The following is a 13,623-nucleotide window of genomic DNA, read 5'->3' on the forward strand; positions in this document are numbered from 1 at the left end:
GACAGCGTGGTGAGAAATCGGGGCGAAGCATTCAAAACAGGGCAATCCTCTGCAGAACAAGCCGCGGCAATCGCCACGCCAGGCTCAGAACGGCGCCAGATTGAGGAAGAAGCGCTGCATCCAGCCCATGTTCTGCGCCTCGTTGATATAGCCATCACCGACATATTCGATGCGTGCACTGGCCACCTGGGTGGATTGCACCGTATTGGCCGAGGAAATCGTGCGCGGATTGACCACTCCGGAGAAGCGAATCGACTCGGTGCCCTGATTGATCGCGATGCGCTTCTCGCCGCGCACCTCCAGATTGCCGTTGGGTTGCACCTGACTGACCGTCACGGTGATGGTGCCGGTGAAACTGTTGTTGGCATTCGAGCCACCGCTACCGGTGAAGTCATTCTCGCCCTCGATATCGGCATCGGTGCCATCCAGCAGCCCCGTCATGAAATCGGGGATGGCGGTCAGCGAGAAACCGAGGCTGCCGTCGCGGCTGGCATTGCTGGCCGAGCTCTTGCTGGCGCTGACATTCTCGTCGAGCAGGATGGTGATGATGTCGCCGATAGCACGCGGGCGGCGATCCTCGAACAGCGGCTGGTTGCCATACAGCGGCTGGAAGATGGCGCCATTGGCCATCGGTTCCGGACGCGGCTGCATCGTCGATTCCATTGGCGTGGTATCGACCAGCGGCTCGCTGGGGATATGGGCACACCCGGCGCCTACCAGCGTCATGGCCAGCATCGCCAATCCGGCCAGCGCGCGGCGCATGCGACGCCAGCCAGGCAACGCCAATCCGGGCATCGCCAAGCCAATCTGGCGTGGGCAAACAGCTGACAGGGATGGCAGCGCCACCACCGGGAGATCACGCGAAAGCGACATGCGACAACCCTTACATCTGGACCAGACGCTCCAGCATCTGATCGGTGGTGGTCACGGCCTTGGAATTGATCTCGTAGGCACGCTGGTTCTGGATCATGCCCACCATCTCTTCCACCACGTTGACGTTGGAGGTCTCGACGAAGCCCTGATAGAGAGTGCCCGCACCATTGAAGCCCGGCACGTTGTCACTGCGCGGCCCCGAGGCATCGGTCTCGGAATACAGATTCTCGCCACGACTGAACAGGCCCGTCGGGTTGATGAAGGTAGACAGCTGCAGCTGACCGACCTCGGTGCTGTTGGTGGAGCCGGGCTGGGTGACGCTGACCACGCCATCGGAGGCGATATCGACACTCAGGGCATTGGCCGGAATGACGATCGCCGGGTCCAGCGGGTAGCCACTGGCGGTGACCATCTGGCCGGTACTGTCGAGCTGGAAGGAGCCATCGCGGGTATAGGCATTGGTACCATCCGGCAGCATCACCGCGAAGAAGCCCTGACCATTGATCGCGACATCCTTGGAATTCTCGGTCTGCTCCAGATTGCCCTGGATATGCAGACGCTCGGTGGCCACGGTGCGCACCCCGGTGCCCACCTGCAGCCCCGAGGGCAGCTCGGTGGTGGCAGAGGAGGCAGCGCCGGGCTGGCGCATGTTCTGGTAGAGCAGATCCTCAAACACCGCACGCGACTGCTTGAAACCATTGGTCGAGACGTTGGCCAGGTTGTTGGCCGTGACGTCCATCTGCATCTGCTGAGCTTCAAGGCCGCTCTTGGCTGTCCATAGGGCACGAATCATCAGGGGGCTCCGCCGTGATTACGGGGTCAGTCGGTACCAAGCAGGCTGTTGCCACGCTCGGCCATGCGCTCTGCCGTATCGATGCTCTTCATCTGCATCTCGAAACTGCGCGCGTTGTTGATCATGGCGACCATCGCGTCGGTCGCCGAGACGTTGCTGCTCTCCAGGGCGCCGGAGACGACCCGCACCAGCGGGTCGGCAGCCAGCGGTGGCGCGGCCTCACCCGCCGCAGTCGGCGGCTGACGGAAATAGCCGTCCTCGCCGCGCACAAGCGCCGGGCTGCCGGGAATGGCCTCGGGATTGACCAGCTTGAGCTGGGCCTGCAGCACCATGGTGTCAGGTGCATCCGCCGCCGAGCGCGCACTCACGCTGCCATCGGCGGAGATATGCACGATGGCGTTGAGCGGCAGCTCGATCGGCCCGCCATCGCCCATTACCGGCAAGCCGCCGGAGGTCAGGACACCATCGGCATCGATCTGCAGCGCGCCGTTGCGGGTGTAGAGCTCCTCGCCATTCGCGCCCTGCACGGCCAGCATGCCGGGGCCGTCCAGCGCGACATCCAGCGCGCGATCCGTGGTCTGGATCGTGCCCTGGGCCATCGAGGCTCCCGCGGTGGTCAGCTGACTGGAGACGCGTGTCGCCAGCCCTTCGCCCTGCACATCCACCGCCCGCGACAGTGTCAGCATCTCGCGAAAGCCGGTGGTCGATAGGTTGGCCAGGTTATGACTGGCGGCATCCTGAGCCGCCAGGCTGCGCTGGGCGCCGCTCATGGCGGTGTAGAGCATTCTGTCCATCCGCTATTCCCTCACACCTTGCCGTGTTGCCGTCAGCGCCCGCCCCTCAACGCCCGCTCTTGATGCGCTGGTTCGCCGCAGAGTACTGACGCTCGAGATGACCCGGTTCGCCTCGACATCTCTGCTGTTTTCATTGCAGAAGACGAACCGCGTCACATGTCAGGAGTGGCATTAGCGCATGTTGATGACGCTTTGCTGGACCTCGTCCTGGACCTTGATGGTCTGGGCGTTGGACTGATAGTTGCGCTGAGCGATGATCAGATCGACCAGCTCGGTGGTCAGGTCGACGTTGGAGGCCTCGACGACCCCGGATTGGACCTCACCGAAGACGCCCTCACCCGGCACACCGACCAGCGGAACACCCGAGGAAGCGGTGGCGACCCAGCCGTTGTCGCCATTGGGCTGCAGACCCTGCTCATTGGCGAAGTTGGCCAGCGCAATGGTGCCCAGTGTCTGCTTGAGTTCATTGGAGTAACTGCCGATCACGCGGCCATCTTCCTCGAAGGAGACGCCGACAAGACTGCCGGAGGTATAACCATTCTGGGACAGAGTTGTGACTTCAAAATCATTGGCATACTGCGTGCTGCCAGTGAAGTCGATACTGAAGCTAAGCTTTGCAGCACCATTATCAAGCTCATGATTTTGAAGTTGAGGCTCATAACTACTTAATTGCCCATTGCCTGCAAAACTTATTGTCTCAAGCTGTGGATCAAATAAAGCTGCTGCATCGGCCTCGGCCTGTTTAGCTTTTACAAGCTCTTCCTGCGCCTCATCCAACTCACTTTTCAATTGATCTACCAGGTCATCCAAGCCATTTTCTTCACCATCGGCAATACTTGCTTCCAGCTCTTCGACCTTCGCTTCTATAACAGTTAACTCATCAGATGCAGTTTGATACTCAGAAGCTTTGCCCGAAAAGTCCATTACATGGTGGACATCCCAGGAATTATTGCCTGTCTTGGCATAGAAGGACGTCACGACATGTTCATCGCCAAGACTGTCATACACCGTCATCGCCGAGGCGTAGTTGTAGGTCGCGGCATCCGTCGGATCAAAATCGGCAGTGGCCGGCTCAGGGTCCGCGGCATCCAGATTGAGCGCGACTTCAGCGCCATAGACCTCGAGAGCGATGTTGTCCTGCGTCGCTTTTGCCGCCAGAGGGGCTGTCGGAATCTGCAATACCACGGGTTCCCCGGTGACACCTTCACCGGAATAGCCTGTCAACTGGGCACCCTGGGCCGTGACGATATAGCCCTCGGCATCGATGTTGAGCTGGCCATTGCGCGAATAGACGATCTGACCACTGGTGTCCGAGAAACGCAGGAAGCCATCTCCGGAAATCGCCAGATCGAGATCGCGTCCGGTGGATTCCAGCGAGCCGGAAGTGAAGTCCTGGGCAACGGATGCCAATTGCACCCCGATCCCCGCCGCCTGTGAGCCGGCATAGATGTCGGAGAATTGCGCCTCAGAGGATTTGAAACCCACCGTTTCCGAGTTGGCGATGTTGTTGCCGATCACATCCAGATTGGTAGAAGCCGCACTCAAGCCGCTCAATGCCTGTGAAAACGCCATGGTCTGTCCCTTTGATCGCGATGAAGATGAAAGCCCGAGACCTGTCAGCGAGCTCGGGGGCGGCCAAACGGCCTGAAACTGGTGGCCCGTCCGGCGGGCTCGCTGGCGCTATCCCGACGCCATGGGCTCAACTCAAAGTACCTGACGCACGGCGTCCAGACTGACGACACCCAGCACCGGACCCAGGTCCAGCTGAGCACCGCTGTCGGTCTGGTTGACGCCACTGACCACGCCATAACTCAGCGTCTGCAGGTCGTCATAGCTCTCGCCTGCCCGCTCGGCCGTCACGGCCAGCTGGTAGGAGCCATCGGCGGCTTCAGTGCCATCATCCAGCAAACCGTCCCAGACGAAGCCATGAATACCCGCCTCCAATGCGCCCAACTCGAAGGTCTTGACCACACTGCCATCCGCGCCCAGCACCTCGACGGTGGCGTTGTCGACATCGTCGGCCAGCTCAAGGCCGAAGGGTGTCGAGGTCGCGTTGCCCACCAGCACCGCATTGCCGCCGACCAGCACGCCCTGATCGAGCAGACTGGCCGCCTGCAGCGCTTCACTGCTGGAAATCTGCGCCGTGATGCCCTCAAGCGTGGTGTTGAGTTCTTCGATACCACTGACGGTGCTGATCTGGGCCAGCTGCGCGGTAAGGTCGGAATTCGACACCGGGTCCATCGGGTCCTGGTTCTGCATCTGCGCCACCAGCAGGGTCATGAACTGATCATTGAGCTCCTCGGTACTGCTCACCGACTGCGTGCTGTCGGTAACGCCGGAGGTCGTGGTGGTCTGGTTGATGCTGTTGAGCACACTGGTGTCTAGCGTCGCCATGCGGTTACCCGAAATCAGAAGAAGCGGTCAGAAGGCCAAAGCCCTGAGCGAGGGTCATTCCCCCAGCGTCAGTGTCTTGCGCAGCAGGGACTTGGAGGTATTGAAGACCTCGACATTGGCCTCGTAGGACTTGGAAGCCGCGATCATGTCGACCATCTCGGCAACCGGATCGACATTGGAGAAGGTCACATAGCCCTGCTCGTCGGCGAGGGGATGATCGGGGCGATACTCCTGGCGCGCCGGGGCATCGCTCAGCTCCACCGAGCTGACCCTGACACCCCCGAGGCCTGCACTGCGTGACGCCATCTGTGTCGCCAGACCGCCACCGGCCAGATTGGCCGTCGCCAGCGAGGCATTGGCCTGACGCGCGAGGGGCGCGTATTCGAACACCACCTGACGCGCCTGATAGGGCTTGCCATCCGGGCCCGCCACACTGTCAGCGTTGGCCATGTTGCTGGCCACGGCATTGATGCGCTGCGACTGGGCCGCCATCGCGGAGCCCGCGACGTTGAAGATGCTGAACGCTGCCATCAACTGTTCTCCGATTGCATGGCCAGACGCAGGCCCTGGATCTTGCCGGTCAGAAGCTCAAGGCTGGCCTCGTAATGCAGACTGTTGTCCGCGAAATTGACCCGCTCCACATCCATGTCGACGGTATTGCCGTCCAGACTCGGCTGTGTGGGCACGCGATAGAGCAGGTCTGCGCCCAGCGACAGCCCCGCCCCGCTGGCGGCCTGGTGGCCCGACTGGGTCGTGTTCAGCGCAAGCGGCCCAGGCGCGGCATTGCCTGCCGTCGCCTTGGCCAGGGTGGCGGAGAAGTCGATATCGCGCGCCAGATAGCCCGGCGTGTCGGCATTGGCGATATTGGTGGCCAGCACCTGCTGACGCTCGGCGCGAAGGCCCAGCGCCTGCTGGTGAAAGCTCATGAGGGAATCAAGTCGATCAAACATGGAAGTGCCCCACTGTCGGCACCTCGCCCTGATGTGAGCGAGGGAACATCCATCGATCAGCTCACGCGTAGGGGAGCATGACGGAAAGCAGGACTGAGAATAGTCAGCCAGCGCCAGGATGAAGGTAAGAACAAGCCACTTTATCGCGGCTATTTCTGGCCATGCCGGTATCAGGGGCGGCTTACAATCTCTCGCGGCACTGATCCAGCGCCCTGTGCCTTGTGCCCTGAACCAGGGGCGCTTGACCCCGCCTTCCGCCCCGGACGCCACTCGCGATGAGAGACAGCATGCCGAAAATCAGCGTAGCGAAAGGCCTGACGGCGGCAAAAGCGCTGTCTTTTTCAAGAAGAGTGGTGACGGCAAAAGGACTGTGGCGCACCATCGCCAGCACCGGGCTGTTGGTCCTGCTGCCTGCGGGGGCCGCTGTGCATGCCAGCACCTCAGACGCGATCGGCTCTGCCATTCAGCCGTCTGCCGCCCAGGCATCAGCATCAGCCTCATCAATAGCCTCAACAACAGCGCTTTCAGCCAAGGACGCGCAGACACGCGCCGTCGAGGCCCTGCGCTGGCAATTGAGCGACTTCTTCACTGCCGAGGACAGCGGCCCCGTCAGAGTGCGCATGCCCGGCGAGCCGCCACTGAGCGCGCCCAGCGAGGCCTCCGTACAACTCGAGCTGCGTCGCCTGCCCGCCCGCCTGAAAGAATGCTCGGCGCCCCAACTGAGCCTCAACGCCGCGCTCAGTGACCTCCATGCACCGGGCCTCAAACGCCTGCTGCTGCTGTGCGCCAACGGCAAGCAACATATCGTCAGCGTTCGCATGGAACGCTACGCCTGGCGCCTGAGCACGCCACAGCCGCTTGCCAGCGGCACCCCACTGGCACCCGCGAGATTGACGTCGGTACTGACGCCGCTGGGCAAGTTGCGTGGCAATGGCTTCGAGAGCGCCGCGGCGCTGTCAGGCTTCGAGGTACGCCGCCGCCTGCGCGCCGGCGAGGTCATCACCCACAACAGCGTGCGCGCCATCCCGCTGGTAAACTTCGGCGATACCGTGACCTATCAGGTCAGCGGCACGGGCTTCAGCATGCAGCGCAGTGCGCGGGCACTGGAGGCTGGGGGGCTCGATGAGCGCATCCGCATCGAACTCGCTCCGGGCGACTGGGTGCGCGCCCGCGTCATCGGGCCACGGCGGGTAGCACCATGATGACTTCAGTTGAGATGAGATGAGCCGAGCTGATCCGCGCCGGGCCAACCCGAGTCATCCTGTTGACTGCGCACGTCCAGCCACGACACGCTGACGCACCGGAACGACACGCTGACGCTCGAAGGCCGAAATGCTTGATGCTGACAAGCCGCCACCCGCACCAGATACCTCATTCCTGAGGGACCATATTGCCTGTGTGGGGTAAAGCTTGTGCCGGCATGGCCGATAGTCGATTCAAGCGCGCAGATGACGCACGCAACCCATCCATGACAGGCTCGTCGTCGAGCCCGGCCCGACGGCCAGAGAGGACAGTCAATGAAGATTGAACATGGCGGCCCGATACAGCGCAGCGACACTCAAACCCCGCGCGAACTGCGTCCCGAGACGGCCAAGGACACCACCGCCACCACGGCGGCGACCTCCACGGCCGACTCCACCCAGGTCGAGCTTTCCAGCAGCGCGATCGATGCAGGCCAGGACATCGACCAGGCGCGCGTCGACAGCCTCAAGCAGGCCATCGCCGATGGCAGCATCAAGATCGATGTCGACCGCATCGCACAAGGGCTGATCGATGCCTTCGAAGGTGACGCATGACACTCGATGACGCCTCGACGGCCTTGCTGGGCGAGATCTTTTCCGGCCTCGAGCAGGAGCTGAATGACTTCATCGCCCTGCTCGAGGAAGAACAGCGCCTGCTGGGCCAACGCCTGCCGAGCGCGGCAGACCTTGAGGCCTCGCGCGAAGCCAAACTGGCCAACGCCGCCCGCCTGGAAGCGCTGGAGAGCCGCCGGCGCAGCTGGCTGAGCAACGCAGGACTCACCAATGACCCACTGGAACTGCATACGGTGCTCGCCAGCCAGCCGCTACTGGCTACCCAGTGGTGGCACCTGGTGACACTGACGCGCCGCGCTCAGGCACGCAATCGCCTGAATGGTGAGCTGATCGGTCAGCGCATGGCACTGCATAGCAAGATTCTCGACAGCCTGCATCAACGTGCGCCCGGCCATTACGGCGCCGATGGACGGCCTGCGGCGGGGGCCTCACGTCTGAACGTCTCGGCCTGAATGCCTAAGGCGTTAGGCTCGCGGGCTTCACACCCCGACTGTCTTTCCTTTTATTGACCCAGAAACACGCGAGGCCCGGCATTCTGCCGAGCCTCCACACACTGCTGCTGCACGCCACTCGCCAGCCAATCAGCCAGCGATCGTCAGCCATTCAAAGCCAGCCCCCCTTTCGCTGACAACGCTGCCAGTCACGCACCTTCCAGACTCTCGACGTCGATCACCAGCTGGATGTCATCCAGATGAGCCGCCGGCTTGAGTACGCCACGTCCATTGCGATAGACCTTCAGCGAGAATGGCGCCGTCGCCAGCTCTCGGGTGGGCAGGGTCAACTTGCCACGCCTCGCCGCAAGCATGGCGCAGCGCTCCTCCTGGCAGAGCATGACCTGCCATTCCCCCGGTGCCCGTGTGAGCGAATAGCGCCAATGAATCGCGGTGACGCGCGTCCTGTCAGGCGCCATCAGCCCTGAATCACGCACGGCATCTGCCACTGCCAGAGAGCGCATATACCAATGCCCTCGCTGAGCGATGGTCAGCGATTCGACGGACATCATCACCGCCGCGCTGGCGGCCTGCACCGGCGTGGACAGCGTCGCGGCCCACAGCGCTGCTGCCGTCATCAAGGCCGCCAACGGTGCCGTCTTGCATTTTGGCTCCGCACTCAGCTTCGCTCTCGACGCCACTCCCGCCCAGGCCTTCCTCCACCCTGTCGCCACTCGCTTTCTTCTCTGCACCGCTGACTCCTTCAGATCCGTCTTGCTGCAGACGCTCGACACACCCCTTGCCGGCGCCTTCCCTGTCGCACTTATCTGCCTTTGCGGCATGTTGTTGTCTTGCTCGGTGGTAAGCCGCGCTGCCCTGACGTCACGCCGCACGCCCTCCGATCATCTGGGTGACCCGCAGCTCGCGGTCATCGGGAATCTCTGCCTGGGACAGCACCGCCAGACTCTTGAAGCGACGACGCAGGAAGCGCCCCACCAGGGGTCGCAGCGCATGCCCGACCACCAGTACGCTGGGCTCGCCATTGGCGTCCTGCGCGGCGACGGCATTCTCGGCATGCTGCATCAAGGTATCGGCAAGGCCGGGTTCCAGCGCATTGCCGCTGCTCAAGGCCTGCATCAGCACCTGCTCGAGCTGCGCCTCCAGACCGATCACGCGCAAAACGCGCTCGGCGCCGAACCAGTACTGGGTGATGGCACGCCCGAGGGCGACGCGCACCATGGCAGTCAGGTCGTTGGGGTCCTTGCTGTGTGGGGCATGCTCCGCAAGCGCCTCGAGGATGGTACGCATGTCGCGAATCGAGACCTCCTCATCCAGCAGGTTGTGCAGGATACGCTGCAGGGTGCCCTGACTGATCAAGGCCGGCACCACTTCCTCCACCAGGCCACCATCCTGCGGGCCCAGCTTCTCGAGCAGCTTGCTGACCTCACTGCGCCCGAGCAGCTGATCGGCATGGCGAGTCATCAGGTGATTGAGGTGGGTCGTGATCACGGTCGGGGTATCGACCACCGTGTAGCCATAGACCTGGGCCTGCTCGCGGGTTTCCGGCTCGATCCAGGTGGCGGCCAGACCGAAGGCCGGCTCGGTGGTGGCCACGCCCGGCAGCTTGCCGGACACCTTGCCCGGATTGATCGCCAGCCAGCGGCCCGGATAGGCCTCGCCCCGCCCGACCTCGGCGCCCTTCAGGCTGATGACATACTGATTGGGCCCAAGCTCGAGGTTGTCGCGGATATGCACCACCGGCGGCAGGAACCCGATCTCCTGGGCGTACTTGCGACGCACTCCCTTGATGCGCGCCAGCAACTCACCGCCCTGACGCATGTCGACCATCGCGATCAGGCGATGACCGACCTCCATCGCCAGCGGCTCCACCAGTCGCACGTCATCCCAGCTGGCCTCGCTGACTTCCTGCACGGCCGCCGCAGGCGCGGGCGCCGCCTCTTCCTTCGCCTCGCTGCTGACCTCCTTCTCGCGCTGGGAGGCCCACCACCCAAGCCCCGCCAGCAGCAAGGTGAAGAGGATGAAGACCATGTTGGGCATGCCCGGCACCAGACCCAGCAGCCCCATCACGCCAGCCGCCAACCACAGTACCTGCGAGCTCTTGAACAGCTGGCCGATCATCTGCTGACCGACGTCTTCATTGGTGTTGACCCGCGACACCATCACGCCCGCGGCGGTCGAGATGACCAGCGACGGAATCTGGGCCACCAGACCATCACCGATGGTCAGCAGCGTATAGGTGCGCGCCGCATCGGACATGCTCAGGTCGTGCTGCCCGACCCCGATGATCAACCCGCCGATGATATTGACCACCATGATCACCAGCCCCGCCACCGCATCGCCGCGCACGAACTTGCTGGCACCGTCCATCGAGCCGAAGAAATCGGATTCCTGCGACACTTCCCGGCGGCGCTCGCGCGCCTGGTCTTCGCCGATCAGGCCGGCGTTGAGATCGGCATCGATCGCCATCTGCTTGCCGGGCATGGCGTCCAGCGTGAAGCGTGCGCCGACCTCGGCGATACGCCCGGCGCCCTTGGTGATGACCATGAAGTTGATGATGACCAGAATCGAGAACACCACCAGGCCGACGGCGAAGTTGCCGCCGACCAGAAACTGACCGAAGGCCTCGATGACCTTGCCCGCCGAGTCACCGCCGTTGTGACCTTCCAGCAGCACCACCCGCGTCGAGGCGACATTGAGCGACAGGCGCAGCAAGGTCGAGAACAGCAGCACCGCGGGGAAGGCCGAGAAGTCCAGCGGCTTCTGCGCAAACATGCTGACCATCAGGATCATGATCGACAGCGCGATATTGAAGGTGAACAGCAGATCGAGGATGAAGGGCGCCAGCGGCAACACCATCATCGACAGGATCATCATGATCAGCAGCGGACCGGCCAGCACCTTCAGCTGGCTGGAGGTATTGAGCCCCACGCGGTCAAACAGTGTCAGCAAGGTATTCATGCAAGCGGCTCATCGATCGTGGAGGGCGTTGCGCGTGCTGCGCAGCGGCCCGGGCTTGGGAAGCAGAAATGGCGGTCAGTCATGGGGTTCGGGCAGCAGCATCGGGCAGCAGGACGGTTATCAAGTTCGGGACTCAACTTCGATCATCCACGTCGGTCATCAACTTCCGACACGAGGATCCGTCGTCGCGTCACCGTCTGCCCCTGGCTTGGCGCTGGGCTGGAACACTGCCCCGGCATCGGCGTCATCAGAATCATGATCAGAAGACATCGCGCCTGCGGCTGATGCCTCAGCTTCGGCCGATGCCGCCCCATCATCGCGCTCGGCGCCTGGAGCACCAGCCTCCTCAGCCGCGCCTTGCGCCTCCTCGGGCACCTGATACTCATCGGGAACGGACAGATCTGCCGGCAGGCTCGGGCGCAGGCCACCCTGCTGGCGCGCCCGCTTGAGTCGCATCGCCCAGGCCAGCACCTCGGCGATCACTTGGTAGAGCGCAATGGGAATTTCCTGCTCGAGATCGACATGGGTGTGCAGGGCACGCGCCAGGGGCGGCGCACTCAGCATCGGCACCCCGTTCGCCTCGCCCACTTCACGAATGCGCAGTGCCACCTCATCACGCCCCTTGGCCACCACCCGCGGTGCGCGCATGTCGCCCTCGTGATAGACCAGCGCCACCGAGTAGTGCGTCGGATTGTTGACGATGACATCGGCAGTGGGTACGGCGCTCATCATGCGCGCACGCGCCATGGCCTGCTGCTGCTGACGGATGCGCGCCTTGATCTGCGGGTCGCCATCCGTCTCCTTGTGCTCGCGCTTGATCTCCTCGAGGCTCATGCGCAGCTTCTTGGCGTGACTCCACAACTGATACGGCACATCCATCAGCGTCGGCACGATCAGCATCAATATCGCCAGCGCCGTACAGCGCGCCACGATCGCCAGCGCATCCGCCATGGCGTTGCCCAGCGGCATCATCATCAACGCCATCAATTCCTGGCGCTGGGCATGCAGATACATCACCACCACGCCACCGACCAGTATCGACTTGGCGATGGTCTTGAGCAGCTCGGCCAGCGCCTGGGAGGAGACCATCCTGCCCAGCCCCTTGACGGGATTGAGCTTGCCCAGCGACGGCGCCAGCGACTTGGTGGAGAACATCCAGCCGCCCAGCAGCACCGGGCCGACCAGCGCCAGCACCATCAGCAGGGCGAACAACGGCAACAGTGCCAGCAAGGCCTCCTGGCCCAGCATCAAGGCATTGGCCAGCATCACGCGACTGTCGAGTGCCTGAGCGCGATCAAAGCCGAACGAGGCGCCCAGTACTCGCTCCAGGGTGTCGCCAAGCGGCCCCGCCAACAGCCACAGGCCTGCCGCACCTCCGCCCAGCAACAGAAAGGTCGCAAGCTCCCGCGAGCGGGGCACCTGCCCTTCCTCGCGGGCCTTCTGTATTCGGTGGGGCGTGGCGTCTTCTGTCTTGTCGTCGCTGCTCTGCTCGTCAGCCACCGGCTACTCCGCTTGCCTGGGATCGCATCTACCTGAACTGCCGAGGAGCATGACGCACGCTCACACTGGCGCGCACGGCGAACGCATCATGCCGAGAATGGGCCTCATTGTGCCAAGCACGGCAGGGATCAAAGCGCGGAATAGCGCCCAAAAACGCCCTTGCCCGCCACACGGGACGTGGACGGGCAAGGGGATGAAGCACAAGGACCAGCAGGTGCCACTACCGGGAAGACGGCTAGAAGCCGAGGCTATCCAGCAAGTCATCGACCTCATCCTGACTGGCGACCACCCCTGGTGCATCGGCTCGCACCTGAGGGCCATTGAGCAAGGCGCCAGTCTGGGCGCCCCCGTCGCCGGGGGTTGCCTGCTCATCCAACGCCGAGACTGAAAGCTCTGCTTCCGAAAGCCCCGCAGCGGCCGCCGTGGTGGCGGCCTGCCCGGAAGACGCCAGCGCCGAACGTGCATGGCCCTCCGGGACATTGTCGAGCAACAACTGCAACAGCTGCATCTCGATCTGCTGGATGACATCCATCATGCGCTTGATCACCTGACCGGTGAGGTCCTGGAAATCCTGCGCCATCATGATCTCGAGCAATTCGCTGTTGGTGGCGCTGGTCTGATCAGGCACCACGGCCAGATAGGCACGCGTATCGATCACCAATTCACGCGCCTGATCCAGAGCCACCGGCTCGGAAAACCAGGCATCCCAGCGCCCGCTGAGCGACTTCGCCTCACTGGCCAGAGCATCCTGCAGCGGCTGGGCCCGTTCACAGGCGTTGAGAGCACGATCTGCCGCCTGCTCCGTCTTGCTGGCCACGTAATTGAGGCGATCACGAGCATCAGGGATCGCCTCGGCAGCACGTTCGATCTCGCGATCCAGCCCCAGCTCACGCATGTTGTCGCGCAGCATGCGCGTCAGCTGGCCGATACGCCGAATCAGGTCTTCGCTGCTATCCCCCGTCCTGGCGAGGTCGGCTGCCCCATCGCGCGCCATCACACCAAGATCAGCGCCCGAGGATGACTGGGGTTCAGATGATGATTCCAGATGACTCATGACACCCTCCTTGATGTGACCAACTACGCTGACCGCGCCAG

Annotated in this window: 14 protein-coding genes; 3 read left to right on the top strand and 11 right to left on the bottom strand. The window is 63.1% G+C overall.

The features are described from left to right. Positions 1 to 84 precede the first annotated feature (84 nt). The 7 genes from HA399_RS08910 to flgB all read right to left on the bottom strand — a co-directional run bounded on the left by HA399_RS08910 (position 85) and on the right by flgB (position 5,804). Complete coding sequence (locus HA399_RS08910) at positions 85 to 762, bottom strand: flagellar basal body L-ring protein FlgH (RefSeq protein WP_131433022.1); 678 nt, start codon at positions 760 to 762, stop codon at positions 85 to 87. Positions 763 to 883: 121 nt separating this feature from the next. Then, the gene (gene flgG, locus HA399_RS08915) at positions 884 to 1,666 is read right to left on the bottom strand and encodes a flagellar basal-body rod protein FlgG (protein ID WP_054556613.1); all 783 of its coding nucleotides are present in this window, start codon (positions 1,664 to 1,666) and stop codon (positions 884 to 886) included. A 26-nt stretch (positions 1,667 to 1,692) separates the two neighbouring features. After that, entirely contained in the window at positions 1,693 to 2,460 is a 768-nt protein-coding gene (locus tag HA399_RS08920; RefSeq protein ID WP_404324711.1) for a flagellar basal body rod protein FlgF, read from the bottom strand. A gap of 171 nt (positions 2,461 to 2,631) precedes the next feature. Further along, the gene (locus tag HA399_RS08925) at positions 2,632 to 4,032 is read right to left on the bottom strand and encodes a flagellar hook-basal body complex protein (RefSeq protein WP_317291989.1); all 1,401 of its coding nucleotides are present in this window, start codon (positions 4,030 to 4,032) and stop codon (positions 2,632 to 2,634) included. Positions 4,033 to 4,164: 132 nt separating this feature from the next. Further along, entirely contained in the window at positions 4,165 to 4,854 is a 690-nt protein-coding gene (locus HA399_RS08930; protein WP_131432086.1) for a flagellar hook assembly protein FlgD, read from the bottom strand. 54 nt (positions 4,855 to 4,908) lie between these two features. Next, positions 4,909 to 5,385, bottom strand: a complete 477-nt coding sequence (flgC, locus tag HA399_RS08935) for a flagellar basal body rod protein FlgC (RefSeq protein ID WP_054556609.1) — start codon at positions 5,383 to 5,385, stop codon at positions 4,909 to 4,911. Beyond that, positions 5,385 to 5,804 (bottom strand): flagellar basal body rod protein FlgB, encoded by a 420-nt coding sequence (flgB, locus tag HA399_RS08940; protein ID WP_404324712.1) that lies wholly within the window; start codon positions 5,802 to 5,804, stop codon positions 5,385 to 5,387. Before flgB ends, flgC begins: the two co-directional genes overlap by 1 nt. 353 nt (positions 5,805 to 6,157) lie before the next feature. Between flgB and flgA the strand changes: the two genes are divergently transcribed. The 3 genes from flgA (at position 6,158) to HA399_RS08955 (ending at position 8,070) form a co-directional block, all read left to right on the top strand. Beyond that, positions 6,158 to 7,006: a flagellar basal body P-ring formation chaperone FlgA gene (gene flgA / locus HA399_RS08945; protein WP_404324713.1), complete on the top strand. Its 849-nt coding sequence runs from the start codon at positions 6,158 to 6,160 to the stop codon at positions 7,004 to 7,006. Positions 7,007 to 7,321: 315 nt separating this feature from the next. Then, on the top strand, positions 7,322 to 7,600 hold the full coding sequence (flgM, locus tag HA399_RS08950) for a flagellar biosynthesis anti-sigma factor FlgM (RefSeq protein WP_404324714.1): 279 nt from the start codon (positions 7,322 to 7,324) through the stop codon (positions 7,598 to 7,600). After that, positions 7,597 to 8,070 carry a flagella synthesis protein FlgN gene (locus HA399_RS08955; RefSeq protein ID WP_368449131.1) on the top strand — a complete coding sequence of 158 codons (474 nt, stop codon included), beginning with the start codon at positions 7,597 to 7,599 and terminating at the stop codon, positions 8,068 to 8,070. The genes flgM and HA399_RS08955 overlap by 4 nt, the downstream gene beginning before the upstream one ends. 188 nt (positions 8,071 to 8,258) lie before the next feature. On the opposite strand, the gene HA399_RS08960 is transcribed toward HA399_RS08955, so the two are convergent. From HA399_RS08960 to cheZ, 4 genes are all read right to left on the bottom strand, one after another. Continuing rightward, entirely contained in the window at positions 8,259 to 8,699 is a 441-nt protein-coding gene (locus HA399_RS08960; RefSeq protein ID WP_404324715.1) for a flagellar protein FlhE, read from the bottom strand. Between the two features lie 232 nt (positions 8,700 to 8,931). After that, positions 8,932 to 11,028: a flagellar biosynthesis protein FlhA gene (flhA, locus tag HA399_RS08965; RefSeq protein ID WP_131432092.1), complete on the bottom strand. Its 2,097-nt coding sequence runs from the start codon at positions 11,026 to 11,028 to the stop codon at positions 8,932 to 8,934. A gap of 159 nt (positions 11,029 to 11,187) precedes the next feature. Then, a complete protein-coding gene (flhB, locus tag HA399_RS08970) occupies positions 11,188 to 12,528 on the bottom strand; it encodes a flagellar biosynthesis protein FlhB (protein ID WP_404324716.1) in 1,341 nt (446 codons plus the stop codon). Between the two features lie 235 nt (positions 12,529 to 12,763). Then, positions 12,764 to 13,522, bottom strand: a complete 759-nt coding sequence (gene cheZ / locus HA399_RS08975) for a protein phosphatase CheZ (protein ID WP_404326942.1) — start codon at positions 13,520 to 13,522, stop codon at positions 12,764 to 12,766. Positions 13,523 to 13,623 lie beyond the last annotated feature (101 nt).

The organism is Cobetia sp. UIB-001, from assembly GCF_044789135.1.
GTDB lineage: Bacteria > Pseudomonadota > Gammaproteobacteria > Pseudomonadales > Halomonadaceae > Cobetia > Cobetia amphilecti.